Origin of the sequence: Telluribacter sp., from assembly GCF_035998675.1 — a bacterium.
GTDB lineage: Bacteria > Bacteroidota > Bacteroidia > Cytophagales > Spirosomataceae > Telluribacter.
Genome location: NZ_DASYHI010000016.1, coordinates 139498 through 165020 on the forward strand (window position 1 = coordinate 139498; position 25523 = coordinate 165020).

A 25523-nucleotide genomic window follows, 5' to 3' on the forward strand; every position below is an offset into this window, starting at 1 on the left:
AGAATGAATGGTAAAGTTGTTGCGTGGTCAATCCTCTCCCTTGCCCTGGGTACTACGGTAACCTATGCACAGGAAAAGGATGAGTCGAAGGCCAATGAGCTATCGGCACGACCCATTGATCCGAATGACATAATGATGAAGAGGACGCTGTGGCGCAGGGTTGATTTGAAAGAAAAGCAAAATCTTCCGATGTTCGCGCAGAACAATGAGATCACGAGGTACCTGATTGAAGCTGCCAAGGCAGGGTTGATTACGCCATACGTTAATGACTCATGCACCACTGAGCTGACTCCTGAAATGTTCCAGAAGAAATTGATTATGCCAAATCAAACGGCTGGTCTTTCGGAAGAGGAAATTGCGGCAGGATTTGGTCAGAAGCCCGCCGATGGTGGTGGTTGGGACGCAAAGCCAACTACCCCGGCCAAAACTGCCGAACCGGCAGACGACGGATGGGGAGCTCCTAAAAAAGACGCTAAGAAAACAGCTGCCGTAGAGGATGATGGATGGGGAACACCCGCTCCCAAAAAGTCAACTACTAAAGGTAAAAAAGGAGAGGTAGCTAAGGCGGAAGAAAAACCCGTTGAGGAAGCAAAGCCCGCTGATGATTTTCAGCAGCCGGTTCTTACTGCCGCTACCGAAGAAGAGTACTTTCCTGATCAGCTAAGTCTGTTGGAGTTAAAAGAAGACTGGACCTTTGACAGAAAGCGTTCGCGGTTGTACTCCGATATTCAGGCGGTTACCATTGTACTACCTGCCGAGCAGAATACGGCCACCGGTCTTGAAGTACCCGTAGCTTCTTTCAAATACAAGGATATTGAGCGTTTGTTCAGAAGTGATCCTAAGAAGTACATCTGGTACAACACCCAAAACCAGGCTCAGCATAAAAACCTGGCTGACGCGTTTGACCTGCGTTTGTTCTACGGTCGTATTACCAAGTTTTCTAATCCCAATAACAAGGATTTCCTTTCCATCTATAAGGGTGAAAAAGAAGCTCTGATAAAATCACTACAGTACGAGCAGGAACTGATGGAACTTGAGCACAGCCTGTGGGAGTACTAAGAGTTGATACTACTGAAGTTTATAAAAAGGAAGAGCGGCCAGTTTGGCCGCTCTTCCTTTTTATTTTCAGATATACTGGCAGGAATGCTTACCCTGAAAAACAAGCATACTAAGTACTACTGCACCATCGTATCAAAGTAAGCCCGCACTTTCTGCGCCCGGTCATTCCCTACCACCTCAGCCAACTGCTCCACCGAACTTTCCCGTATGGCCCGGATCGACTTATAAAACTTCAACAATTTAGCGGCCGTTTTTTTACCAATACCCTCTACGTTTTCCAATTCGCTGACAAGGCTGTTGCGACTGCGCTTGTCGCGGTGGTAGGTAATGGCAAAGCGGTGCGCTTCGTCCCGAATCTGCTGAATCAGCTTGAGCGATTCTGATTTTTTGTCGATGTAAAGCGGCAGCGAGTCCTCGGGGAAATAAATTTCTTCCAGCCGCTTGGCAATACCAATGATAGGTACTTGTCCGTACAGGCCGAGTTCCTTGAGTGCGTCGCAGGCCGCGCTCAGTTGCCCCTTTCCACCGTCCACTACGATCAGGTCAGGTAGTTCGTCGCCTTCGCTCATTACCCGGCTGTAGCGCCTTCCCACCACCTCCCGCATGGAAGCAAAGTCATTAGGCCCTACCACCGTTTTAATGGTGAAGTGCCGGTAATCTTTTTTGGAAGGTCTTCCGTCCACGAAACATACCATAGCCGCTACCGGATTAGTACCTTGTATATTGGAGTTATCAAAACACTCGATCCGGCGGGGCAGCGATTTTATCTGTAGGTCAGCTTTCAGCTTAATCAGGACCCGGTCACGGCGGGAGGTAGTAGCCGATGATTCAACCGCCTTTCGCTCGGCTTTTTCACGACGGAAGTACATGACGTTCTTCATTGACATGTCCAGCAACTTTTTCTTGTCGCCGATCTGCGGAATGGAAATATCCAGCTTCAGGTCAATATCCGGTTTTAGATTGGAAATAAGCTCTTTAGCCTGGTTGCCGTATTGTTCCCGCATTTCTACTATCATCATCGCCAGCAAATCCTCATCACTCTCATCCAGCTTTTTCTTTACTTCAAAAGTCTGGGCAGCTACCACATAGCCGTTGGTAATTTTCATGAAGTTAAGGTAGGCGGCGTCTTCGTCCGACACGATGGTCAAAACATCCACATCGCCAATGCGCGGATTAACCACCGTTGCCTTACTTTGAAAATCATCCAGCAGCTCAATCTTGGTTTTCCATTCGTGGGCTTGTTCAAAAGCCATTTGCTCGGCCGACTCGAGCATTTTTTGCTTGAAGTACTGCTGGGGAAGCGACAGATTCCCTTTCAAAATATGGTTAATCTGGTCAATTTGAATATCGTACTCCTCTTCCTCAATTTTTGCCTCGCAGGGTCCCTTGCAGTTGCCAATGTGGTACTCCAGGCATACCTTGTATTTACCGGCCTCCACGTTCTCACGGGACAGGTTCAGGTGGCAGGACCGAAGGTGGTACAGCGACTTGAACATATCCAGCAGCGCGTACATAGCCCGCAGATTTGCGAAGGGTCCGTAGTAGGTACCTGCTTTCCGATCGATCCGCCGGGTGGTCATTACCCTCGGAAAACGCTCGTTGGTAATAAGAATAAACGGATACGTTTTATCGTCGCGAAGCAGGATGTTGAAGCGGGGCTGGAAGCGCTTTATCAATTGGTTTTCCAGCAACAAGGCGTCCCATTCGGTAGGTACAATGGTAAACTCAATTCGCCGGATCTGACTTACGAGGCGTTTGGTTTTGCGGTCGTGCTGGTTGGATTTAACAAAATAGCTACTTACCCGGTTTTTCAGGCTTTTGGCCTTTCCTACGTAGATTACCTCGTCCTTATCATCAAAATACCGGTATACCCCCGGCTCGGCCGGAATCTTTGAAAGTTCTACTTTATAATCAAAATCAGCCATTCGTCGTAACAAAAAAAGTAGCTAGCAAGCCGGGGTGCCGGGTTAATTACCACCGCTCCTCCTGCCTGAATAAAACAACCGTACGAGCTGAAAAGTTGCTTCCCGAACCCGCTGGTACGCCTCTGCCTGGGCCTGGTCCAGACTCATAGGCCGGTTCAGAACCGACAGGGCGCAGGTGATACCCGCCTGCTGTATTTCTTCGGGCGAAATCAGGAGCGTACCGCATACTACCGCCAGGGGTACCTCTTTCTGCCGGCACAGATCAGCTAACCCTTTCACAAGTTTACCACTGAGCGTCTGCTGGTCAACCTTTCCCTCGCCCGTGATAACCAGGTCGGCCGTCTGAATCAAATCTTCCAGCCTGGTCTGTTCGATCACAATTTGTACTCCCTCCCGCAACGTAGCGCTTAGAAACCACAAGGCCCCGGCTCCTACCCCACCGGCCGCCCCGGCACCGGGTACCTCGCTGACATCGCGCCCAAAGGTACTTGTGGCCACCCGAGCCAGCCGACGCAGGCCCGAATCAAGCAACGCTACCATCCGCTCATCCGCTCCCTTCTGCGGACCGTAAATATAAGCCGCTCCCTGCTCCCCGTACAATGGGTTTGTAACGTCGCAGGCAATAATAATATTGACTTCTGATAAGCGGGAATCAACCCCGGATGTATCAATTCTATCCAATTTGGTTAATGCTTCGCCATTGGGAAATACTTCTGCTCCTTCAGTATCCAGGAATCGGTATCCTAACGCCGCAGCCATGCCAATACCCCCGTCGGTAGTGGCACTTCCCCCAATTCCCAGAATAATGGTCCGGACGCCCCTTTCCATGGCGTGTTTTATCAGCTCGCCGGTACCGTAGGTAGAGGTTTGCAAAGGATTGTACTCCTGCGGTTCCAGTAGTCGCAGCCCCGAAGCGGCCGCCATTTCGAGGTAGGCGGTGGAGCCGTCGGACGAAATACCATACTCCGCCCGAATGGGTCGGCCCAGGGGATCGCTTACGGGTACCGTCACCAGGGTACCGCCAACCTGCTGGGTAAGTATGGCCGTGGTACCTTCCCCCCCATCGGCCAAAGGTACTGTCAGGACAGTTGCGGTGGGGAAAGCCAGCAAGATACCTTCCCTGGCCGCCTGGCACACTTCAATAGCCTCAAGCGAGCCACGGAACTTATCGGGAGCGATTAGTATATTCATTGGGATCTAAAAGAGGTGGTAATGGGCACTAAATAAACAAAATGCCGGAAGACTTCTCCTCCGGCACTTCTTTTTTATTCTTTTATTTCCAATTAGAACAACACACCCTCATCATCCGAAACGGAAGGTGGAATGTAGGTATCGTTGGGGTCAAGGTACACGCCTCCACAATCCAGGGTGTAGTTATCGGGTTTTTTGAATACCCCTTTTCGGTACTGTACCAGCGTAGGGTCGGCGTACACTTTCTGCATGTACAAGCCCCAGGCTGGCAGGGCAATCCGGGCACCCTGCCCATAAGCCATAGACCGGAAGTGGATACTGCGGTCTTCCCCGCCCACCCACAGGCCCGACACCAGGTTATGGGTCATTCCCATAAACCAGCCGTCGGAGTAGTTGGAGGTAGTACCGGTTTTAGCGGCGATTTCGTTGTCCTTGGTAACACCAAAGCTATGCAGACGCATAGAAGTACCACCCGGATCTTCAACCGCCCCCCGCATCAGGTACACCATATTATAGGCCATGTTGGCACTCAACTCCTGGTTGACCTTGGGGAAGAACTCCTGCAATAAGTTGCCGTACCGGTCTTCAATACGAAGTACTGTCATGGGCTCGGTACTGTGTCCACCGTTTACAAAGGCACAGTACGCGCTTACCATTTCGTACACGGATACATCGCTGGTACCCAGGCACAGAGCAGGGGTAGCGTCCAACTTACTGTTGATCCCTAATTTATGGGCATAGTCAACTACTGTATTAGGCCGCACCTGCTTCATGATATAAGCACTTACGGAGTTGATGGATTTACCCAGCGCCTGCCGCAGGGACAGCGACCGGTAGGAATACTTACCGTCGGAGTTTTTAGGGGTCCAGCCACCCGGTACCCCATCGGCCAGCGTAAATGTGACCGGCTGGTCGGTAATATGGGAGCAGGGAGTCAGAAAGTTTTTATCAAGCGCCGATACGTATACGAAAGGCTTGAAAGTAGAACCCGGTTGCCGTTTTCCCTGCTTCACGTGCTCATACTTGAAGTGCCGGAAATTAACCCCGCCCACCCAGGCTTTCACGTGACCGTTGCGCGGGTCCATGGACATAAATCCGGTACGAAGAAAATGCTTATAGTACTTGATAGAGTCAATCGGACTCATAGTAACTTCCTTTTCACCATCCCACGAAAACACCTTCATTTTATAGGGAGTGCGCATTACTTTCATGGCCTCCTCCTCCCCTAATTCCCTTTTGAGACTGATATACCGGGGCGATACTCGTACTGCTCTCTCAATGAAGCCTTTGATAGGTTTCCCATTTTCATCAATCCAGGGATCACGACCTTTCCAATGCTCAAAAAACAGTTTTTGCTGCTGCTTCATGTGCTCGGTTACTGCTTCTTCGGCATAACGCTGCATTCGTGAATCAATGGAAGTATAGATCCGCAAGCCGCTGGTATACAGGTCATAGTCCTTATCATTGTCCTCGTTGTATTGTTCCACCCAGTTTTTCAGCATTCCCTTCAGGGACTCTCTGAAGTAAGGAGCCGGTCCATAATTATGGCTTTCGATGGTAAATTCCATGTCCAGGGGCTTTGCCTTGTACGCCTGGTACTGTTCACTATCCAGAAATCCATACTTCACCATCTGGGAAAGTACCGTATTACGGCGTAGCAGTGCTCTTTCCGGGAAACGTCTCGGGTTCCAGAAGGTAGGGTTCTGGAGCATACCCACCAGCAGGGCTGCTTCGTGTACATCCAGGTTCCAGGCCTCCTTGTTAAAGTAGGTACGGGCCGCTACTTTTATTCCGTAGGTATTATTTCCAAAGGAGTTGGTGTTGAGGTACATCATCAAAATCTCGCGCTTGGTGTACTTGCGCTCAAGAATTACGGACAAGATCCACTCTTTGGTTTTGGCAATGACCGTACGTACTAAAGGTACATCGCCCAGCAGACCACGGTACTTTTCGGTACGGGTTTCAAAAAGGTTTTTGGCCGTTTGCTGCGTAAGGGTACTACCACCACCGGAGCTGGACCGCCCGGTAGCTACCCCCGTAACGGCACGCCCCAGGCTTCGTACATCAATACCGGAGTGCTTGATAAACCGGGCATCCTCAGTAGCCAGCAAGGCTTCGATGAGCCGGGGCGACACCTGGTCGAACTCGATGAGAGCACGGTTTTCGATAATATACTTTCCTAATGACTTGCCGTCTTCCGAAATCAGTTCGGAAGCAAGTTCAAATTTTGGATTCTCCAGCGTTTTCAGATCCGGCATTCCTCCGAACAACCAAAAAAGGTTGACGCTAACGGCAAAAATATACAATACTACTAAAGCCAGAGTGATGGCGGCCAGGCGCCACATGTTTACAATAATCCGATAGTACTTTCCCCGCTTTATCTCAGCCATGTCATTTAATTTAATATCTTTTTTAGAGGGTTAACATTCAGGACCGGTCAAAGTTCCTCACCTATAATAACGTTACTGAAGCTGTTTCTCTTACAATCTGTCAGCCGCAAAGATAGTATTTTCAGAATTTCCGGCGTACTGAAGCCTGCCCGGTAACTTCCAGCATCTCCTGCACCCTGGGCAGCAGCGAACTATCCGGGTAGAGGCGAATAAACTCATTGATGGCCTGTAGGTAGGCGTCGCGGCCCCGGACTTTTCCTACCAGAAATATTCGCAAAAGGGCAAATTTATCTTCCAGGGTACTGCCCTGATGCTGTGAAAGTGCGTTTTCCACCTGGGCTAGCCCTTCCGAATAATTACCCGATGTATAAAGTTCATAAACCCGATCGTACGATTTGGCCGGTGCGTCGGCCTGGGCTACCGTACCTGGTTCCGAAGCCCGGGGTACCTGGTTCAGCAGGCGGGCATAGGTAGAAGCCGGGAACTCCGCCAGCAGTTTATCTTTCCACTGGGTCCGGGTATTATCCTGTTCAGGTAATGATAAATAAATGAGGTAGTACAGCTCTTCGCGGTAGTCGGTTTTAGGGTACTCTTTGAGCAGACGGTTGAAAGTAGCCACCGCTTTCCCGGATTCTTTCAGGTCGAAGCGGTAAATTTTCCCCAGGCGATACAGAGCGTCTTCCTCTCTTTTTCGGGAAGCAGCCAGCGCGGCATCCCCCACGGGTACCTGGCGGCGCAGCTCGTCCCGGCGGGCCTGCCACTCGGCGGAACCTTGGGTCATGGCTGACTCAGCCGCCAGCTCCGTTTGGGGCTGTCCCGGCCCGGCCAGTGCCTCCTGGTTGTTTGATGCAAAAGAACGGGTGTCTTTGGTACTTCTCCGCCAGTCGTCTTCCAGCGTACGATTCCCCCACAACCGCCGAAACTCAACCCGCCCCTGGTTTACCAGCACCGGGTCGTAGAGCTCCCACCTCCGGTCATTTCCAGACAGGAAAGGGGTACCCTGGTCGGCGGCCGACGGACGGTTGGAGGCGGTCAATGCTTCCTGAGCTTTGAGTAAAAGCTGCTGCTTCTTTTCCTCTTCCGCCTCAATGAGTGCGTCAATCTTTCGGTCCAGGGCCGCCGGATTCATCTGCGCCAACTGCTGGAGGCTATCTTCGGTCCGAACTATGGTCAGTTGGGTTACAAATTCATCCAGGGCCTTTTTTCGCTCCGACATCAACCGGTACTCCTGGGCTTCCTTTGGTAACAGTACCAGTGCACTGTCGTAATAGGCCTTGGCTCCTTCGTAGTTTTCGAGGCGGTCATAATTGATTCGGGCCAGCTCCAGGTACGTATAAGGTACCTGACCGGTATTAACACCCGCCGCGGCAATGGATTTGTGCAGGTAGTCTACGGCCTGCGGGTAGCGCTCCCGCCGCTCGGCCAGGAGGCCCATGGTATAGTAGATACGGTCCCGGAGGTCATTATTCTTGCGGTCACGCAGCATTTTATCAAAGCCGGCCGTGGACAAATCAGCGCCGGGCTGGAGGAGCGCCTGGTTCTGCAGGGAGTTCATGCCCGCGTTGAAGGCCAAATCGTAGGACGGCCGGTTGCGGTTCACCGAGCGGTAGTGCTGGTTGGCCAGCGCAAACTGGCCAATCCGATCGTAGAGTTGACCGGTGATGTAGTGCAGACGGGCGGTCTGTAGTGACTTTTTCAACAACGGATAGGTTTGCTCCATGATGGCAACGGCCGTCAGGTGTTCGCCGCGTTGCTGATGCAGGTACGCTTTGGTGAGGTAAAAATCGCGGGTGGCTTCTTTGTTCAGCGGTTGCTGCCGGAGGTACTCCGCCACGTTCAGGGCATTGGAGAAGTCGTTGCGGGCCACGTAGGCACGCATGAGCCAGATAAGTGCTTCATTTTTATCGTTCTCGTCGCGGCCGTTGGCAAACACATACCGCAGCGCTTCCACCCCGTCGTCCCATTGCCCCAGGTACAACCGGGCTTTCCCGATCAGGGTATAGCTATTATCCAACCATTTACTGTTCTGGTGGCGTTCGGCAACAATCGACGCTTTCTTGATGGCGTCTTCCAGCTGAGGTTTTACACTAACCGCGAGTGTGGAATCGAGCGGGAGCAGAATGGGAAGCAATTGGTTATAGTCATCCCGGTACGCCTTCTCAATGGCCCGCTCCGCCTCCTGAAGGTCGTTACGGGCAATGTGGTAGGCATTGTATTTGGCTGTCAGGTTATGAAAAGCCACACTACCGGGCCGGGTGCTATACTGGGAACAGCCCGTTAAAACCCAAAACAGGGCAAGGGTGGCTCCCAGGCTCCGACAATATGATAAAGTGTATTGGATCACTGACACGTGATTTCACTAGTTAACTTAGAGGTACCTGGCACTACTGACACTCTTAAAACGTACTATTGTTAGTAATACGTATCGAAGATAATGCCATTTCCGAAATTTGAGGCAACTTTACCCTTAATTTCCAACAATTCTGTCGCACCCCTATATATGCAGGACCCCAAACGCGATGACTGGGAAAAGAACCGCCAACGTACCAATTCCTACGTCAGGTACTCGAGCCTGGCCTTCCAAATGCTCGGCACCATATTAGTTTTTACCTATGCCGGTTATAAACTGGACGAATGGCAAGAAAACAAAGTACCGGTCTGGACGCTGGTACTGTCGCTAAGCTCCATTGCGGGCTCTTTATACATGTTTATCCGGGGACTCCCCAAAAATTAAAATAAATTGCTCACATGCTAAGAAGTATTCTGGCTACACTCCTCCTGGGAATTGCATTATTTTTAGCTCAAAAATCCGGACAAGACACCTGGATTCATCCCACAATCTGGTATATGCTGGCGTTTTTTCTGGGGGTATCGTTCCTGATTCATCGCCTCATGGAAATGGGATTTAAGAACAACCGTGAAAAATTCGTCCAGTTTTACCTTTCTACCATCATTGGCCGCCTCCTGCTGTCCCTGATCTTTGTGGGCGTATTTCTATACCTGGGCGTTGACAACCGGCCCGCTTTCATTCTTGACTTTTTTGCACTCTATTTATTTTACACAGGCTTTGAAATATTTGGTTTGTATCGTAACTTGCGCCGCAATTCATAATGCATAGTCATACAAGCTTTTATGTTTACTCATATCCGCCAGTATTTTAGTATTGTCTTAGTAGCCGCGCTATTCATTTCCAGCCCGTTACAGGCCCAGCACGAGCCTTCTGACCTGATTGATACGTCTGCAGCCCAGGCGCCCAGCTTCGATGAGCACGCCGCTCAGGAAAATCAGGGACACGAAGAAGAAGAATTTAACATTGGTGAAATGATCATGCACCACATTGCTGACTCCCACGAGTGGGAATACGCGCATGGGCTGGTTATTCCGTTGCCGGTAATCCTTTACTCATCCGACCGGGGCCTGGAAGCTTTCATGTCCAGCAAGTTCCATAACGACCAGCACGAATACAACGGGTACCGGCTGGAACACGGTGATAAGGAAGAGATAGTTCCGGTAGATGAGTCACGTACCGTTTATGACTTTTCTATCACCAAGAACGTGGCCTCCATGCTTATCAGCGCCATTCTGCTCCTGGTTATCTTTGGTTCAGTAGCCAAAGCCTACACCAACCGCAAGGGCAAAGCCCCCCGTGGTTTTCAGTCGTTTATGGAGGTCATCATCCTGTTCATTCGGGATGAAGTGGTTAAGCCTAACATTGGCCCCCACTACGAGAAGTACCTGCCCTACATGCTTACGTTGTTTTTCTTTATCCTGTTCAACAACCTGCTGGGTCTGCTGCCGGGTGCTGCCAACCTGACCGGCAACATCGCTATTACGATGACCCTGGCCGTGCTTACGTTTATTATCGTGCATATCAATGCCAATAAGCATTACTACATGCACCTTTTCAAACCAACCGGCGTACCGGTAGCCCTGCTACCCATCATGATTCCGGTCGAGATTGTTGGGGTATTCATGAAGCCTTTCTCACTCATGGTTCGTCTTTTTGCCAACATGACGGCGGGTCACATTATCCTGTTAAGTCTTTTTGGACTGATATTCATTTTCAAGAGCATTATTATCGCTCCGGTTATTTCCCTGTTTGCGCTGTTCATGAACTTTATCGAAATCATGGTGGCCTTTATTCAGGCGTTTATTTTTACCCTGCTTTCGTCCATGTACATCGGTAGTGCCATCGAAGACAACCACGAGGCCGACCACGGGATTGGTCACGAAGCGGCAGGTCACTAATCAGTAATCTTTTGTTTTTTAATTATATATCTCTAAACGAACACAATTATGTTGCTTCAAATTTTGCTTCAAGCTGCTGAGCAGAACGGTGTAGGTCTGGCCGTAATGGGTGCCGGTATCGGTGCTGGTCTGGCAGCTATCGGTGCTGGTCTGGGTATTGGTCGTATCGGTGGTAGCGCTATGGAAGGTATTGCCCGTCAGCCTGAGGCTGCCGGTCGTATCCAGACGGCTATGCTTATCATCGCGGCTCTTATCGAGGCGGTGGCCCTGTTTGCAGCGGTTATCTGTCTGCTGATTTCTTTCAATCTGTAAGAGCAGCAAAAAAACGTATTGCTTCATCTGCATTAGGCGGTGAGGTAGCAAAAATCTTCTGTGGGGGCATTAGGCCCCCACAGTTTAATAAAAAACAAAAGGTTAAGGCTTGTTAGTACCAACTATCTTATACTAAAAACTTCATAACTATGTCATTGCTTACCCCTGCCATTGGTCTTTTGTTCTGGATGCTGGTGGTATTTCTGCTACTGGTAGTTATACTTCGCTCCTTTGCCTGGAAGCCTATTATTGCCGGTCTCAAGGACCGCGAAAACGAAATTCAAAGTGCCCTTGACCTGGCAGAAAGAACCAAGGCCGAAATGGCTCAACTTCAGGCTGACAACGCCAAACTACTGGCCGAAGCCAACGCCGCCCGTGATCGCATTATCCGCGAAGCCAAAGACGCTTCTGACCGGATGATCGCCGAGGCGCGTGAAAAAGCGACCGAGGAAGGCCAGAAAGTAATTGAGAGTGCCCGTCAAACTATCCGTAACGAGCAGCAGGCTGCTATCAGCCAAATGAGAAAAGAAGTAGCCGCCCTATCTTTGCAGATAGCGGAACAGGTACTTCGCCGTGAGTTGAACGATAAAGTTTCTCAGGAAAAGCTGGTTGCCGAGTTGGCTTCCAATGCCCGCATGAACTAAAAACGGTTTAAAACAAAAATTGTCAATTAGTTGGCAGTTTCTTGCCGTTGCCCGACCATATCATAAACTAAACTACCTGAAGTACCCCAGGTACTTCATCAAAAATAAGAGACTATGTCAGTAGGTTCTGTTGCCTCACGATACGCTAAATCGCTGATTGAACTGGCCCAGGAAAAAGGTGTGGTTGAAACTGTATACAAAGACATGCAGCTTTTCAAAAACACGGCTAATGAAAACCGGGCGCTAATGCTAGCTCTAAGCAGTCCGGTAATCCGGCACGAAAGGAAGCTGGGTATCCTGAAAGGTCTATTTCAGGATAAAGTTGATCCGGTATCTTTTACAATTTTCAATATCATTACCAAGAAAAACCGGGAAGCTATTCTGGATGCGATTGCCGACGAGTTTATTAAACTGTACGATACCTATAAGGGTATTCAGAAAGCGACCGTTGTGACAAGTACACCACTCACTGCCGAGCTTCGTCAGCAGTTCAATACCATGGTTAATGAGGCCACCAATAAAACCGTGGAACTGGAAGAAAAAATAGACCCCAAACTTATAGGAGGTTATATACTGCGCATTGGTGACCGTCAGATTGATGCCTCTATCCGCAGCCGCCTCAACGAACTCAAGCTCGAACTACTGGGCTAAGATTTCATTTTTTATCTGTATAATTTGGAAAGACCCAGCTGCCTTGCGGCTGGGTCTTTTTTTGTGCCTGGCCTTAATTGAGGCTTTACAATTCAGTAGCTGAAGTGGCCATATTCCAGATTGCCACTGGCTTTTGTACCTTTGGCTTATGAATATACTGGAAGAAGTACGGAAAGTGGACCTGCTTCGGGTGGTGCAGGACCTGGGGTTTGACATCCATCAGCACCGAAAGATTTTCTGTCCCTTTCACGAAGAAAAAACGCCCTCGCTGGTACTTTATCCGCAGACCAACACCTACTACTGCTTTGGCTGCGGGAAGCGCGGCGACGTGGTCCATTTCTACGCGGCATTTACCCGGCAGGAATACAAATTGGCCATGCACGAGCTGGCTTATCATTATGTACCCGCTTACCTAAGAAAAGGTCCGCCCCCACCCAACCGTATCACCGCCCGGGCCGAAATACCGGCTGACTTCCTCCCCGACACCAAGGTTTATACTTACCAGCCGCTGCACACGGAGATTTACGAAGCCCTGAAAACCTATTGCGAATCGCAGCCCGAAACCAGCATTTCACAGGAAGCAAATGAGTACCTCCGGCAACGGGGCTTTTCGGACTACACCCTTCGGCGCTTTGGTATATTTGTAATAAAAGACTACCATTCGGCCAGCTATTTTCTGCGCTCTCAATTCGCCACGGCCGACCTGCGCGACTCTGGCCTGTACAACGAGAAAGACAACCTGATTTTTTATAAACACGCCATCATTATACCCTACTACCAAAACGAAAAGCTGGTGTATCTACAGGGGCGGGTGATTGGCCGCCCAGAGGACAAAACGCCGCGTTACCAGTTTCTGAACGGGGTACCTATCTCCTTATTTAACGGTGATATGCTGCGCAAGGTACGAACCGGACGCACCGTGTACCTGACCGAGGGAGCCTTTGACTGCATGACCCTGGTCCAGCAGGGACACCCGGCGGTAAGTCTGGGAAGTGTCACCCTGTTCAAAAAGGAGTGGGCAAAACTGTTTCAGCGGTTTGAAATCTGCTTCTGGTTCGACAACGACCCGGCTGGTCAGCACGCGGTCAAAGCCTACCGCGACATATTTGAAGGAGCGGGACTAAGTACCTACTCGCGAACCGTAAAAGATGGCTTTAAAGATATAAATGAGTACTTTACCCGTAGGGATCAGGAGGAATAACTACCTGGAAAGTATCTTTTTTAGTTCTTTTACATTCCCGATCAGGATCAAATGGTCGCCGGGCTGTAGTTCTTTATCCGGATGCACATCCAGTTCCAGCTTTTTTACCTTGCGCGAGTGGCCCAGCAAACTCTTCTCGTTCTCAACGTGTACATAGGCCACTACTTTGAGGCTCTTGGAACTGGAAAAGCCCGTTTCCGACAATCGCTGGTAGTAAAATCGCTGCGGAATCCGTAACTCAAGCATGGCCGATTCGTCGCATATTTCGTAGGAATTCTCCACCTGAGGGATGGTCAGCCGTTTGGCAACTTTTTCGGCCGAATCCTGCTCGGGTAGCAGTAGTTCGTCTACACCCAACGCCTCAATCACCGTTCGGTGGGTGTCATTAAAGGCCCGGCCAATCAGTTTCTTGACCTTCATTTGTTTTAACAGGGCCGTAACCAGTACGGAGGCCGCGAAGTCTTCCCCAATGGCCACTACCACAATATCCATTTCCGTCAGGGGTAGGGAATTCAGGTTGTGAACATCCGTACAGTCCATGGCTACGGTATGGGTAATCCGGTTTTTAAAGGCTTCTACCTTACTCATATTTATGTCAGCCCCTATCACTTCATGCCCCATAGACGTTAGCTTCACCGAAAGCGTAGCCCCAAAATTACCAAGACCTACTATAAAGAATTTCATATAAACCAGGTACAGAAAAGTACTATTTTTAGTAAAACGAATGGGCTCAGTTTACTGTTATCAACTGATAAAGATAGTTTCGCTGGGGTAATGGTAATTTGTTGCGCGCGCCCTTCTCACAAAGGCTACAAACAAAGTAAAGGTACCTACCCGCCCCAGAAACATGACTACGACCAGTACCATTTTGGAGGTATCTGACAGCATGGGGGTAATCCCCAGAGTAAGACCCACGGTACTAAAAGCCGAAAAACACTCAAACGCCACATTTATCAGCCGCCTTTCCGGTTCCAGTACGGTAATAATGAGTATGGCCGGCCCGATGACCAACAGGGAAAGCATAATAATTGAAAAAGCCCGGCGAACCGAATCATTGGAGATTTGTCTGCGCCGGATTTCCAGGCGATCCTGTCCACTGGCCAAACTAAACACATTCAGAATGGCAATAGCGAAGGTAGAGGTTTTGATACCTCCCCCGGTGGAGGCCGGTGAGGCTCCAATCCACATCAGGAGCAGGTAAACCAGGATGGTAGCTGGCTGCAGGATGGTGGTATCGAAGGAATTGAAACCAGCCGTTCGGGGCGTAACCGACGCAAAGAAGGCCGTGACCAATTTACCTCCCCAGGTTTCATGCTCAAATAGTAAACCATAGTACTCGGTTATTAAAACGCTTACAAATCCGGCTAGTAATAAGAACATGGTAGTAGTAAGCACAAGGTAGGTATTGGCACTTAAGGTGCGGGGCAGGTGACTAAAGGACCGGTGGTACCGGACCCGGCCGAAGAGCTGGTTAAACCAGAACTTTATGTATTGATAAAAGTCTACTACTATTGGGTACCCGAGTCCACCCACAATTACCAGTACGCATATTACCAGCTGAAAGTCATAATTCATCCTCAGTTCGGGGTTGTTGAGGCCGTCGGGGGTAATAGAAAATCCGGCATTACAAAAGGCAGAAACCGAATGAAAAATGGAAAACCGAAGGCGTTGGGCAGAATTATCGAACAGGCCATCATCTACGGTAAGGTAAATCCCGATGGCCCCAATAGTTTCAACAAGCAGGGTAATAATAATAATCTGCATGAGTGACCGGAAGGTATCACTTACCCGCTCAGCTGATACGTACTCCCGTAAGAACAGTTGGTTCTCCAGGGAAAAACCACCTTTGTAGATATACCCCAGAAAACTGGTAAAGGAGAGAATACCCAAGCCGCCCAGTTGAATCAGGCAAAGGATAAAAAACTTTCCCAGGCGGGTAAACTCCGTAGCCGTATCAAGGGTGGTGAGTCCGGTAACGCATACTGCGCTGAAGGAGGTAAAGAGGGCATCGGCAAATGATATACCGTGTACCGTGGCCCGGGGAAGCAGTAACAGGCCACAACCCATAAAAGCCAACAGAATAAAACTAAGTACAAAGGCCAGGGCCGGGTTAAAACCCCGGGTATAAAAGGCCAGCACTTTGCGGGAAGTATCCAGCAAGATTAATACAAAACAAAGCAGCAGCCCCCCGTAGTAACTTATGGAGTTAAAGTCCGGGCTTCTCCTGATGACACTGTACTTATAAAGACAAAAGCAGGCCAGCAGAAAGGTCATCAACCATTGACCCCATCGTACCAGAGGGGTTGTAGGAGGAAATCGTAACGTGCGCAGGCCGGAGGTAATGGTGAAACTTACCAGGTACAGCAGGTAGAAACTGGCAAAGTATATATATCTGATTACGTGCGGGAAACCCACATCGTATACCACCAACAGAAATACAAAAAGGCCGACGTAAAAGGAAATATTTTCAAAAAGACCGTGCAGTCTTTTTAAGAGTCTGTTTTTTACATTCTGAAAATTCCAGTAGAACCGCCTTGTATTCATAAAGATTGGCTACCCAGTCGTGCCGGTAATATACAAAAGTAAAAATCTAAAATACAAAAGAGCCTCTACTACCTACCACCACGCCTCGTACCCCGGGGTAGGCTGCCAGGTACTTTTAGGCTCAAAATAGTTCCAAACCAAGCTGGAAACGGTCCGCAGTAGTACGTAGCCGGCATTGTCCCGCACCCACCGCTCATCCTGCTGGTTTTTGGTAGTGATACAAAGTACATAGTCGCCGTGGGGAGCATGTACCAGCAGTACCTCCGACTTCGCCTGGTTAACGGTCCCGTTCTTGGAGGCTACTTTAATATGGGGTGGTAGTTGCGACAAAGACTCACCGTCCCAGAACTGCCGACCCAGGTACCGGTACATGCGGTCGCTAAGGTCGGGGCGAATAGCCCGCCCCTGCCGAATCATGACCATGAGTTCGGCCATTTCACGCGGGGTGGTCTGGCCCCAGCCGTACCGGCTTCGGGCTGGCTCGCGGCCGGGCGTACGGGAGTTAACGCGCGTATGGACAAACCCCCGGCCTTCCAGCCACTGGTTGATAGCGGTACCTCCTCCGGCCAGGCCCTGAAGCCACAGGCTTCCGGTATTGTCGCTGAAGGTAGTCATCAGCATAAGTACGTAGCTCAGGGGAATGCGGGTACTATCCTTGAGCGAGCCCACCATCCCGTCGTCATACTTGAGCGAATCGCGGTAAACCAGGGTTTGCTGGTAGCTCAGTTCGCCCCTGCTTATTTTATCAAAAAGTCCACACAGGATAGGTACCTTCACCATACTGGCCGTCGGAAACACCGTATCTGCTTTAATCTCCACCACCCGGTTGGTTTTCAGGTGGCGTACATACACGCCCACCTCCCCCTGAAAGCCCCGGAGGGCGGCCTCAATTTTTTGGGTCAATTCTTTATCGGTCCGGGTCTTTCCGGCCGCCGATGGCTGGGCCAGCGCCAGGGTACCTGGGTACAGCAGGAAAATTAAATGCAGGAGGATTTTCTTCATGGTAGTAGGGTATTACAATTCCCGCTCAAAGTACTTTACCCCTTCGTAAGGGTTGAAATTATAGGGTACCGTTTCCCGAAAATCAAAGGAAGTATACAGACCAACCGCATTGGGCATTTTGTAGCCAATGGTATCGAGCTTGATGGTTCGGTAGTGCATGCTGCGCGCGCTGTGTAGCAGACGGGTCATTAGCGCCTTGCCAACCCCCTGCCCCCGGTACTGGGGCCGAATGTACATACGCTTAATTTCACAGGTCCAATCATTTTCGATGCGACGTAGTCCCGCACACCCCACGTACTGCCCCTGGTCCTCCACCAGAAACAAACAGCCAACGGGCGGCCCGTACATGGTAGGCAGGATTTCCAACTCATCGTCGAAGTTCTGAAACTGCAGGTCAAAATCAAGGGAAGCGGCGTATTCTTTGAAAAGGGCAATGGCCGCCAGGTACTGCTCCTGGCTGGTGGCTTCCATTATTTCACAATTCATTCGTATCAATGCTAATTGTTCTATAAATAGGTATTCTTACAAATCCTCCGGCTGACTTTCCTGATCCGCAAAAGACTCGGTTTCCATTTTTTATCAAAAAAATCGGAGCATAAGGAGTTGTAAAGGTACCTTGTCTGCTTTATACTGAATAGAATTACAACTAAAATTAAATGTAAGCATGAAAAAAATCTGCCTCCTTTTTCTTTGTATTCTTTTCACCGGTAGCTCCTGGGCCCAAACAAGCGCGACGGGCCGCTGGAGTACCGAAAAAGCAACCGCCTGGTACCAGAAACAACCCTGGCTGTTTGGCTCCAACTACAACCCGGCCTCCGCTATTAACCAGCTTGAGATGTTTCAGGCCGATAGCTTTGACCCCGCTACCATTGACAAGGAACTGGCCTGGGCCGAGGCCCTGGGGGTGAATACCGCCCGGGTTTACCTGCACGACCTATTATGGCAGGACCCCCAGGGTTTTACCAAACGGCTCGACCAGTTTCTTGGTATCTGTGCCAAACACAAAATTCGTCCCATGCTGGTTCTTTTTGACTCGTGCTGGGACCCGCACCCGGCTTTGGGCAAACAACGGGAACCGCAGGCGGGCATTCATAACTCGGGCTGGATGCAAAGCCCCGGTGCCGACGCCCTGACGGATGTATCACAGTACCCCCGGCTGGAAGCCTACGTCAAAGGCGTGGTAGGGGCTTTCAAAAATGACCCCCGTATCCTGATGTGGGACCTTTGGAATGAACCCGACAACACCAATGGCAACAGCTACGGAAAAAACCATCTGAATCGGGAGCCTGCCAATAAAGTAGCCATTGTTACCCGGCTATTGCCGGATGTGTACCAATGGGCGCGTTCGGTGAATCCGGTCCAGCCGCTGTCGTCGGGAATCTGGATTTTCAGTAAAGACCGCGACATGAGTAAGCCCGAAAACTGGACGCCCATGGAAAAGGTACAGATTACTTATTCGGATATTATCACCTTTCACCACTACTCCGACGTTGAATCCTTTGAGCGGGTGGTGAAAGAGTTAAAAACCCTGAACCGTCCCCTGATTTGCACAGAATTTATGGCGCGTGGGGCCAATAGCCGGTTCCAGACGCACCTGCCGGTAGCTAAACAATATAACGTAGGAATGATTAACTGGGGATTTGTAGTCGGAAAAACCCAGACTCACCTGCCCTGGGACAGCTGGCAAAACCCTTACGTCAACGGACGCGAACCGGCGGTCTGGTTTCACGAAATTCTGAAACCCGACGGTAGTCCCATTGATGCGGAAGAGGTAACAGCTATTAAAAAGGCCACGGGTAAAACCAAATAAAGAAAACACTTTACCGGAAGTACTTTACAAATAAAGGCGGCTCATCAGATGAGCCGCCTTTATTTGTGTTTATTTTTCGGATAAATACCTACCGGCTAATCCAGCTGAATTCGTAGTCAAGCTGGGGTACTCGGGTACGCTCGGCCACCCGGCGCAAGCGAGCCGACAAACCCATGAGGTAGTCGCGGGCCCGCTCGGCAGTGGCGTTCAGGTCCCGGACCTTGTCAATTTCCCAGTCTTGGATCAATGAATCAAAAATATCAATGTAGTCGTTGGTGGTATACACTCCCAAACGCTGGGCGGCATCGGAAAAATGGGAGAAAGTATTACCAATTTTCACACCCGACTCGCGCAGGAAGTGGGCCGGCATAACAATCTTTTTCTTCATCATATCTTCCAGAGCCAGCATCATTTCGGAGGGGTCTACCTCAAAAATCCGGCTTACAAAGGCTTTGTAAGCTTTGGCGTGCCGTAATTCGTCGGAGGCAATAATCCCACAAATTTTGGACAGGTGGGGGTTGCCGTATTGTTTGGCCAGGGTGGCGGTTCGACGGTGCGAAACGTTGGTTGCCAGCTCCTGGAAAGAGGTATAAACAAAATTACGGTAAGGATCGCGGCCGGTCTGAATATCAAATCCGTCCGAAATCAGGTACTGGGTCGACACCTCCATGGCGTGCATATCTACCCGACCCGACAGGTACAGGTACTTGTTGAGCAGGTCGCCGTGGCGGTTCTCCTCGGCGGTCCAGTTGCGCACCCACTTGGCCCAGCCCTGGGGTTCATTCATCTGGTCAATACCAACGACGTCCATCAGCCACGACTCATAGGTAGGTAGGGCTTCTTCGGTAATGGTATCGCCAATCAGGACCGCCAGGTAGTCGTACGGCAAATCACGGCAGCTTTCCTGGAGCAGCTTTACTTCACTAAAAAAATCTTCTCTGGTTGAGTCAGGCAATAGGTCCGAAGGCTGCCAGTATTGCTCAATGGGTTTAAGATATTCGTCAATGAGCGCGTCTAATTTGGTGCCTATGAACCTCATCACCTCAAGGCGCGACGCTGTTAGTTCCGTTTGCATACTGTATTATTTAAAGAAATGGTAATTGCTGTACAAAGTAATATATTAAGTACTTAAGATAAGCAAAAATTGTGGCATTTAGTAATACAATCTCTTTTCCCTTATTTTCGCACAAAATTTAACCCGAATGAAAAAAGCGCTTGACTACATTCTGAGTAGCATTTATTTGCTCTATTTTGGCCTAATGCTTTTATTTTTTCATGTATACCAGGTAGTCGCCTACAATGTTTTTGGTAAAAAAGCGCATAAGCGGTCCGTTGATCATTTCAACTTTATGCTTACGTACGGCTGGTACCTGACCGGGGCTGGTATCCACTTCAATAACCGTACCCAGCTTCCGGACAACCGCCCCCTGATATTCACCCCCAACCACCAGAGTACTTTTGATATTCCGGGACTTATTTGGTTTCTCCGTAAGTACCATCCGCTGTTTGTTTCAAAAATAGAACTGGCCAGGGGTATTCCCGGGATTTCTTACAATCTGCGCAAAAGCGGCGCGGCCCTCATTGACCGAAAAGATGGTAAGCAGGCCATTGTGGAAATAGCCCGCCTCGGTAAATTTATTCAGGAAAACAACTTCTCGGCTGTTATATTTCCCGAAGGTACCCGCACTGCTTCGGCTGCCATGAAACCCTTTGCGGCGGGCGGCCTGGCCGCTTTGCTCAAAAAAGCACCCAACGCGCTGGTAGTACCCGTAGTTATTCGGGGTACCGGACGCTTCAACCCCAAGGGATTGTTTCCGCTTACCAGCTTCTCCAGACTCTCCTGGACGGTACTACCGGGGATAGAACCAGCCGGTAAAAAACCCGAGGAAATAGCCCAGATGGCCCAGGCTGCGATTCAGGCGGTTCTGGATGAGGAATTCCGGAAATAATATTCTCCATCACTTATTAAAACCTGCTTTCCCGGCGGCGTGCCCGCCAGAAGTATCTGGTTGTGCCCGAAAAAGATTCTTCTCCTGATTAACAATTATTAACAAGCCTGCATTAAACCTTTCCCAAATAGGGGCCTCTAACCCACAAAACCCATAACAACTGTTAGCCATGAAAAAAACCCTTATTCTGTCCGCATTGTTTCTCCTGGCTTTCACCGGAGTATTTGCCCAGCGTTACGAGTACCCAGGCCAGCGCTACCCCGCTTCCAACAACGACCGCCGCGACAGCTATGCCATCAATGACATGCAGCGGGAAGCCCGCCGCCGGATTGCCATGGGAATCGACAACGAAACCCTGTCCCCCGGGGAGGCTATTCGCCTGCTGGATGAGTACGACCGCATTCAGGCCCGCGAGCGCAAGTTTCGCTCGAACCGTAACCTGACCAACCGGGAAACCCGGGAGCTAACCAACGACCTTGAGAATCTGCTCCGCAAGATCCGCTACGAAAACCGCGACGGCCAGCGGGCGGGGAACAACGCCCCACCGATGAACCGACGCGGCTGGTGAACATAGTTTAGTTGAAGGTTTAGGGTAGTTTAGAAAGCGTATGGCAGGTTGCCATACGCTTTTTTTGTTTCTAAGAAATATTTTTTCGTAGTCTGAAGGAAATTTTACAACCTTCGCACCAGTTTGTAGTGGGTTCGCTGAAAGTGCTCCCGTTCGTAAAAACGATGCGTATCGGCCCGTAACTGATTGGAGGTAACTTCCAGATGGACCGCTCCCCGGCTTCTGGCAAAAGCTACTACCTCATCAATTAATCGCTTTCCGATTCCACTGGACCGCAAGGCCACCTCCACGTACATTTCCTGGATTTCGGCGACCGGGGCGGCGTGGTGCAGCAGGAATTGTACATGGCAACTGGCCATACCTACGGGTTGTTCCTCCCATTCGGCCAGGAAGTACCTTATATCCGGATTTCTTAAGTTCGTCTGAAGTACCCGTGTAAAATCGCTGCGGCGCAGTACTTCGTTTTCCAGCTCACAAAGCATTTGGTACAGGGGCTCAACGTCAGCTTCGGTAGCGGTACGAATGCGGAGCATAGCGGGCCTGATTAGTACTTTTGTAATTCTTCCGAATCATAAATAACCACGCCCGTTCCGGGCTTTTGGGCCAGAGTTACCATAGCCCGGGCTACTTTGGCTGAGTCAATGGCCTGGTACTTACGGAGCGGCCCCACCATCAGCGGTCGAAACAGCAGGCTCAGCCATTCGCCGACTTTCTCACCCAGGCGGGCCTCCTGGCGGTTACCCAGGAGCAGGGAGGGCTGAAAAATGCGAAGCATGGGAAACTGAAGCGCTTTTAACTCTTCCTGCACGTCGCCTTTTACCTGATTATAAAAAAACATTGAATCAGAGTCAGCCCCCATGGCCGTTACGATCAGGTACTGGCTGGCTCCGCTTTGTCTGGCCAGCCGGCCTATCTGGAGCGGGTACTCAAGGTCCACTTTCCGGAAAGCGTCCTTTGACCCCGCTTTTTTCATGGTAGTACCCAGGCAACAGAAAACGTCGTCGCCCCGTACCAGCTCAGGGGCCGGATTGGAAAAATCGTACTCTATTTCTTTCAGTTTGGGGTCCTGTATTCCCAGCGAATTTCGTACAAGTACGCTTACTTCGGCGTAGGCGGGCGACTGCAGCAGCAGTTGAACAACCTGCTTGCCGATGAGGCCGGTTGCGCCCACCACCAGGGCCGTTTTGGCAGATAGATCTGGCATATTTAGGGGTTAATAAACGCGTAAAGTATTTCCAAGGTAGTATATTCCTGATTCATTTATAAAAATAACTGGCTTCTCTGACCCCGAAAGGCTATTGTTAAAAATTAAAACTGTTATCATTACCGTTTACTTTATCATACAAATAGACCCAAACCTCATGTTTAAACCCATCCCCCTGCTGCTGTCTCTGGTGTTGCTGAGTTCTGCTCCGGACGCCATTGCTCAGAAAAAAAAGAAAAAAGAAGAAGAGAAGGCTACGACTGCCGCCGCTGCCAAGCCCGCAGCTGCCCCTGCTAAAAGTACTCCTGTAAAACCTTACGGGGAAGTAATCACGGCCAAAGCCAAAACCGACGAAGGACTTTTTAAGGTACATAAAGTAGAAGATTCCTACTTCTACGAAATTCCTGACTCCCTGCTGCTGCGGGAGATGCTGCTGGTTACCCGCGTAGCCCGCACCGCCGATAACATAGGCTACGGTGGGGAGGAATTGAATACTTCGGTGGTACGCTGGGAAAGGAAAGACAAAAAAGTATTGCTGAGGGTTGTATCGTACCGCAACGTAGCCAGCGAGGAGCTTCCAATCTACCAGGCGGTTCGCAACTCCAACTTTGAACCCATCATAGCAGCCTTTGATATAAAAGCCTTCCGGACCGACAGTACAGGTACCGTTATTGAAGTAAATGAACTGTTTACCACGGATGTTAAGCTCCTGGGTCTGGACCAACCCAGGCGAACCCGATACAAGGTAGCTACCCTGGACCCCAAACGTACCTACGTGGACAGTATCCGCAGCTATCCGCTCAACATCGAGGCGCGTAATATCCTTACGTACAATGCTACCGAGGCCCCTTCCGTTTCAGAGACGGGTTCCATATCGCTGGAAATGAATCACTCGATGGTACTGCTCCCGAAGAAACCCATGCGGCCGCGCCTGAAAGACCAGCGGGTGGGGTACTTCTCGGTACAACAGAACGACTACGGCCTGGACGTACAGAAGGCCGATAAGCGGGAGTACATTGTACGCTGGCGGCTGGAACCCAAGGACCCGGCGGCCTTCCAGCGCGGGGAACTGGTAGAGCCGGTAAAGCCCATTGTGTACTACATTGACCCGGCCACGCCCGACAAATGGCGCCCCTACATCAAGCAGGGCATTGAGGACTGGCAGGTGGCTTTTGAAAAAGCCGGTTTTAAGAACGCCATTCTTTGCAAAAATCCTCCTACCGCCGCCGAGGACCCAGAGTTTAGTCCCGAAGATGTCCGGTACTCGGTAGTACGGTACTTTGCTTCGGATGTCCAGAATGCCTATGGACCCAACGTACACGACCCCCGCTCGGGTGAAATCCTGGAAAGCGACATTGGCTGGTACCACAACGTCATGAACCTGCTCCGCAACTGGTTCTTTATCCAGACGGCGGCCATCAATCCCGACGCCCGTACTACTAAGTTTAAAGACGAAGTTATGGGTAAATTAATCCGGTTTGTTGCGGCCCATGAGGTTGGCCACACGCTGGGGCTGCCGCACAACATGGGGGCCAGCGCCTCCTACCCCGTCGATTCGCTTCGTTCGGCCCATTTTACCAGCCGCATGAACGTTTCGCCTTCCATTATGGATTACGCGCGTTTCAACTACGTGGCGCAGCCCGAAGACCTCGGGGTTAACTTTATGCCTAACATTGGTTTGTACGATAAGTACGCCATTGAGTGGGGGTATCGGCCCGTACCCGACGCAAGTACCCCCGAGGAAGAAAGAAAAGTACTGGATGCCATGGTTCGTAAACATGCCGACGACCCCATGTACCGCTACGGTCGCCAGACGCTGAATCCGGTGGACCCCCGCTCGCAGACCGAAGACATAGGCGATGATGCCGTGAAAGCCAGTGACTATGGCATTAAAAACCTGAAACGGATTCTGCCCAACCTCGTGGAGTGGACCCGCGAAGAAGGAATGCCCTACGATAATCTGGAAGAAATGTACGGACAGGTACTTGGCCAGTGGAACCGGTACCTCGGCCACGTAACCAGCAACATTGGGGGTATTTATGAAACCTACAAAACCTATGACCAGGAAGGAGCGGTATACGAGTCGGTACCAAAGGAGAAGCAAAAAAGCGCTCTGAACTTCATTACGAAGCAGGCGTTTAAAACCCCTACCTGGATGATTGATGATAACATACTGCGACGCTTTGAAGGAGTAGGTATGGTAGAGCGCGTTCGGGTTGCGCAGGAGCGGGTACTTAATTCGGTACTTGAACCCGGCCGGATGGCCCGGCTCATCGAAAACCAGACCCTTACCGGCACCAAAGCCTACGGTCTGCTGGATATGATGGGCGACCTGCGTGCAGGTATCTGGACCGAGCTAAAAACCAGCAAAGTACCCGACACCTACCGGCGCAACCTACAGCGGGCTTACCTCGACCGACTGGAGTACCTCATGAATAATGAGCCCGCGGCGGTTTCGGCCGGTGCGCGGAGCTTTATCAACTATACCCCCATTAAGGTGAGCCAGTCGGATATCAGGGCGGTGGTACGGGGTGAATTGCAACAGCTGCAGAGCGATATAAAAAAGGCGTTGCCGCTCACCAAAGACACCATGACCAGGTACCACCTCAACGACAGCCTGGTCCGGATTGAAAAGATTATAGACCCTAAGAAGTAATAGCTAAGGTACCTGCTGTTTAATTTTCGGTTTTGCCAGCCCGGACACCCGGACTGGCAAAACTTTTTTTGGGGTGGCGGCTCTTCTAAAAAATTTCTGTTGCGGGAAAAATAATAAAGAGCCTTTGCCGTGGTTAAATAATGGCAGTCGCTTTTAAACCTGCGTGCCG

General features: G+C 50.4%; 23 protein-coding genes. 12 read left to right on the top strand and 11 right to left on the bottom strand.

Annotation, left to right across the window (positions count from 1 at the left end):
* Nucleotides 1-3: 3 nt before the first annotated feature.
* Nucleotides 4-1059, top strand: a complete 1056-nt coding sequence (locus tag VGN67_RS10320) for a gliding motility protein GldN (RefSeq protein WP_327486785.1) — start codon at nucleotides 4-6, stop codon at nucleotides 1057-1059.
* A 116-nt stretch (nucleotides 1060-1175) separates the two neighbouring features.
* On the opposite strand, the gene uvrC is transcribed toward VGN67_RS10320, so the two are convergent.
* The 4 genes from uvrC to VGN67_RS10340 all read right to left on the bottom strand — a co-directional run bounded on the left by uvrC (nucleotide 1176) and on the right by VGN67_RS10340 (nucleotide 8807).
* On the bottom strand, nucleotides 1176-2984 hold the full coding sequence (uvrC, locus tag VGN67_RS10325; RefSeq protein ID WP_327486737.1) for an excinuclease ABC subunit UvrC: 1809 nt from the start codon (nucleotides 2982-2984) through the stop codon (nucleotides 1176-1178).
* Nucleotides 2985-3026: 42 nt separating this feature from the next.
* Nucleotides 3027-4175 (bottom strand): glycerate kinase, encoded by a 1149-nt coding sequence (locus tag VGN67_RS10330; protein ID WP_327486738.1) that lies wholly within the window; start codon nucleotides 4173-4175, stop codon nucleotides 3027-3029.
* 92 nt (nucleotides 4176-4267) lie between these two features.
* The gene (locus VGN67_RS10335; protein ID WP_327486739.1) at nucleotides 4268-6565 is read right to left on the bottom strand and encodes a penicillin-binding protein 1A; all 2298 of its coding nucleotides are present in this window, start codon (nucleotides 6563-6565) and stop codon (nucleotides 4268-4270) included.
* A gap of 121 nt (nucleotides 6566-6686) precedes the next feature.
* A complete protein-coding gene (locus VGN67_RS10340) occupies nucleotides 6687-8807 on the bottom strand; it encodes a tetratricopeptide repeat protein (RefSeq protein ID WP_327486740.1) in 2121 nt (706 codons plus the stop codon).
* Between the two features lie 258 nt (nucleotides 8808-9065).
* Between VGN67_RS10340 and VGN67_RS10345 the strand changes: the two genes are divergently transcribed.
* The 7 genes from VGN67_RS10345 (at nucleotide 9066) to VGN67_RS10375 (ending at nucleotide 13621) form a co-directional block, all read left to right on the top strand.
* Nucleotides 9066-9299 carry an AtpZ/AtpI family protein gene (locus tag VGN67_RS10345; protein ID WP_327486741.1) on the top strand — a complete coding sequence of 78 codons (234 nt, stop codon included), beginning with the start codon at nucleotides 9066-9068 and terminating at the stop codon, nucleotides 9297-9299.
* Between the two features lie 14 nt (nucleotides 9300-9313).
* Entirely contained in the window at nucleotides 9314-9676 is a 363-nt protein-coding gene (locus tag VGN67_RS10350; RefSeq protein WP_327486742.1) for a hypothetical protein, read from the top strand.
* 21 nt (nucleotides 9677-9697) lie between these two features.
* Entirely contained in the window at nucleotides 9698-10813 is a 1116-nt protein-coding gene (gene atpB / locus VGN67_RS10355) for a F0F1 ATP synthase subunit A (protein WP_327486743.1), read from the top strand.
* A gap of 48 nt (nucleotides 10814-10861) precedes the next feature.
* On the top strand, nucleotides 10862-11125 hold the full coding sequence (gene atpE, locus VGN67_RS10360; RefSeq protein WP_327486744.1) for a F0F1 ATP synthase subunit C: 264 nt from the start codon (nucleotides 10862-10864) through the stop codon (nucleotides 11123-11125).
* Between the two features lie 149 nt (nucleotides 11126-11274).
* Complete coding sequence (gene atpF, locus VGN67_RS10365; RefSeq protein ID WP_327486745.1) at nucleotides 11275-11769, top strand: F0F1 ATP synthase subunit B; 495 nt, start codon at nucleotides 11275-11277, stop codon at nucleotides 11767-11769.
* A 114-nt stretch (nucleotides 11770-11883) separates the two neighbouring features.
* A complete protein-coding gene (atpH, locus tag VGN67_RS10370; RefSeq protein WP_327486746.1) occupies nucleotides 11884-12420 on the top strand; it encodes an ATP synthase F1 subunit delta in 537 nt (178 codons plus the stop codon).
* A gap of 148 nt (nucleotides 12421-12568) precedes the next feature.
* Nucleotides 12569-13621 (top strand): CHC2 zinc finger domain-containing protein, encoded by a 1053-nt coding sequence (locus VGN67_RS10375; RefSeq protein WP_327486747.1) that lies wholly within the window; start codon nucleotides 12569-12571, stop codon nucleotides 13619-13621.
* Here the strand turns inward: VGN67_RS10375 and VGN67_RS10380 are convergent, their stop codons facing one another.
* The 4 genes from VGN67_RS10380 to VGN67_RS10395 form a co-directional block, all read right to left on the bottom strand.
* Nucleotides 13622-14305: a TrkA family potassium uptake protein gene (locus tag VGN67_RS10380; RefSeq protein WP_327486748.1), complete on the bottom strand. Its 684-nt coding sequence runs from the start codon at nucleotides 14303-14305 to the stop codon at nucleotides 13622-13624.
* Nucleotides 14306-14365: 60 nt separating this feature from the next.
* The gene (locus VGN67_RS10385; RefSeq protein ID WP_327486750.1) at nucleotides 14366-16165 is read right to left on the bottom strand and encodes a TrkH family potassium uptake protein; all 1800 of its coding nucleotides are present in this window, start codon (nucleotides 16163-16165) and stop codon (nucleotides 14366-14368) included.
* A gap of 72 nt (nucleotides 16166-16237) precedes the next feature.
* Nucleotides 16238-17167 (bottom strand): serine hydrolase, encoded by a 930-nt coding sequence (locus VGN67_RS10390; protein WP_327486751.1) that lies wholly within the window; start codon nucleotides 17165-17167, stop codon nucleotides 16238-16240.
* 12 nt (nucleotides 17168-17179) lie between these two features.
* Nucleotides 17180-17653 carry a GNAT family N-acetyltransferase gene (locus VGN67_RS10395; RefSeq protein WP_327486752.1) on the bottom strand — a complete coding sequence of 158 codons (474 nt, stop codon included), beginning with the start codon at nucleotides 17651-17653 and terminating at the stop codon, nucleotides 17180-17182.
* A 178-nt stretch (nucleotides 17654-17831) separates the two neighbouring features.
* Between VGN67_RS10395 and VGN67_RS10400 the strand changes: the two genes are divergently transcribed.
* On the top strand, nucleotides 17832-18977 hold the full coding sequence (locus VGN67_RS10400; protein ID WP_327486753.1) for a cellulase family glycosylhydrolase: 1146 nt from the start codon (nucleotides 17832-17834) through the stop codon (nucleotides 18975-18977).
* Between the two features lie 88 nt (nucleotides 18978-19065).
* Here the strand turns inward: VGN67_RS10400 and VGN67_RS10405 are convergent, their stop codons facing one another.
* Complete coding sequence (locus tag VGN67_RS10405) at nucleotides 19066-20052, bottom strand: acyl-ACP desaturase (RefSeq protein ID WP_327486754.1); 987 nt, start codon at nucleotides 20050-20052, stop codon at nucleotides 19066-19068.
* A gap of 127 nt (nucleotides 20053-20179) precedes the next feature.
* Between VGN67_RS10405 and VGN67_RS10410 the strand changes: the two genes are divergently transcribed.
* Complete coding sequence (locus VGN67_RS10410) at nucleotides 20180-20926, top strand: lysophospholipid acyltransferase family protein (protein WP_327486755.1); 747 nt, start codon at nucleotides 20180-20182, stop codon at nucleotides 20924-20926.
* A gap of 169 nt (nucleotides 20927-21095) precedes the next feature.
* Complete coding sequence (locus tag VGN67_RS10415; protein ID WP_327486756.1) at nucleotides 21096-21494, top strand: hypothetical protein; 399 nt, start codon at nucleotides 21096-21098, stop codon at nucleotides 21492-21494.
* A 104-nt stretch (nucleotides 21495-21598) separates the two neighbouring features.
* On the opposite strand, the gene VGN67_RS10420 is transcribed toward VGN67_RS10415, so the two are convergent.
* The gene (locus VGN67_RS10420) at nucleotides 21599-22027 is read right to left on the bottom strand and encodes a GNAT family N-acetyltransferase (RefSeq protein ID WP_327486757.1); all 429 of its coding nucleotides are present in this window, start codon (nucleotides 22025-22027) and stop codon (nucleotides 21599-21601) included.
* An 11-nt stretch (nucleotides 22028-22038) separates the two neighbouring features.
* Nucleotides 22039-22698, bottom strand: coding sequence for an NAD(P)H-binding protein (locus VGN67_RS10425; RefSeq protein WP_327486758.1), 660 nt, complete (start codon nucleotides 22696-22698; stop codon nucleotides 22039-22041).
* Between the two features lie 157 nt (nucleotides 22699-22855).
* On the opposite strand from VGN67_RS10425, the gene VGN67_RS10430 reads away from it, so the two are divergent.
* A complete protein-coding gene (locus tag VGN67_RS10430) occupies nucleotides 22856-25354 on the top strand; it encodes a zinc-dependent metalloprotease (RefSeq protein WP_327486759.1) in 2499 nt (832 codons plus the stop codon).
* Nucleotides 25355-25523 lie beyond the last annotated feature (169 nt).

Bases quoted from the DNA above. Each gene is read 5' to 3' on its own strand.
- VGN67_RS10330 (WP_327486738.1), bottom strand. From the start codon at position 4,175: ATGAATATACTAATCGCTCCCGATAAGTTCCGTGGCTCGCTTGAGGCT.
- VGN67_RS10350 (WP_327486742.1), top strand. From the start codon at position 9,314: ATGCTAAGAAGTATTCTGGCTACACTCCTCCTGGGAATTGCATTATTT.
- VGN67_RS10375 (WP_327486747.1), top strand. From the start codon at position 12,569: ATGAATATACTGGAAGAAGTACGGAAAGTGGACCTGCTTCGGGTGGTG.
- VGN67_RS10380 (WP_327486748.1), bottom strand. From the start codon at position 14,305: ATGAAATTCTTTATAGTAGGTCTTGGTAATTTTGGGGCTACGCTTTCG.
- VGN67_RS10425 (WP_327486758.1), bottom strand. From the start codon at position 22,698: ATGCCAGATCTATCTGCCAAAACGGCCCTGGTGGTGGGCGCAACCGGC.
- VGN67_RS10405 (WP_327486754.1), bottom strand. From the start codon at position 20,052: ATGCAAACGGAACTAACAGCGTCGCGCCTTGAGGTGATGAGGTTCATA.
- VGN67_RS10430 (WP_327486759.1), top strand. From the start codon at position 22,856: ATGTTTAAACCCATCCCCCTGCTGCTGTCTCTGGTGTTGCTGAGTTCT.
- atpH (WP_327486746.1), top strand. From the start codon at position 11,884: ATGTCAGTAGGTTCTGTTGCCTCACGATACGCTAAATCGCTGATTGAA.
- VGN67_RS10395 (WP_327486752.1), bottom strand. From the start codon at position 17,653: ATGAATTGTGAAATAATGGAAGCCACCAGCCAGGAGCAGTACCTGGCG.
- uvrC (WP_327486737.1), bottom strand. From the start codon at position 2,984: ATGGCTGATTTTGATTATAAAGTAGAACTTTCAAAGATTCCGGCCGAG.
- atpF (WP_327486745.1), top strand. From the start codon at position 11,275: ATGTCATTGCTTACCCCTGCCATTGGTCTTTTGTTCTGGATGCTGGTG.
- VGN67_RS10335 (WP_327486739.1), bottom strand. From the start codon at position 6,565: ATGGCTGAGATAAAGCGGGGAAAGTACTATCGGATTATTGTAAACATG.
- VGN67_RS10420 (WP_327486757.1), bottom strand. From the start codon at position 22,027: ATGCTCCGCATTCGTACCGCTACCGAAGCTGACGTTGAGCCCCTGTAC.
- atpE (WP_327486744.1), top strand. From the start codon at position 10,862: ATGTTGCTTCAAATTTTGCTTCAAGCTGCTGAGCAGAACGGTGTAGGT.
- VGN67_RS10390 (WP_327486751.1), bottom strand. From the start codon at position 17,167: ATGAAGAAAATCCTCCTGCATTTAATTTTCCTGCTGTACCCAGGTACC.
- VGN67_RS10385 (WP_327486750.1), bottom strand. From the start codon at position 16,165: ATGAATACAAGGCGGTTCTACTGGAATTTTCAGAATGTAAAAAACAGA.
- atpB (WP_327486743.1), top strand. From the start codon at position 9,698: ATGTTTACTCATATCCGCCAGTATTTTAGTATTGTCTTAGTAGCCGCG.
- VGN67_RS10415 (WP_327486756.1), top strand. From the start codon at position 21,096: ATGAAAAAAACCCTTATTCTGTCCGCATTGTTTCTCCTGGCTTTCACC.
- VGN67_RS10345 (WP_327486741.1), top strand. From the start codon at position 9,066: ATGCAGGACCCCAAACGCGATGACTGGGAAAAGAACCGCCAACGTACC.
- VGN67_RS10320 (WP_327486785.1), top strand. From the start codon at position 4: ATGAATGGTAAAGTTGTTGCGTGGTCAATCCTCTCCCTTGCCCTGGGT.
- VGN67_RS10400 (WP_327486753.1), top strand. From the start codon at position 17,832: ATGAAAAAAATCTGCCTCCTTTTTCTTTGTATTCTTTTCACCGGTAGC.
- VGN67_RS10410 (WP_327486755.1), top strand. From the start codon at position 20,180: ATGAAAAAAGCGCTTGACTACATTCTGAGTAGCATTTATTTGCTCTAT.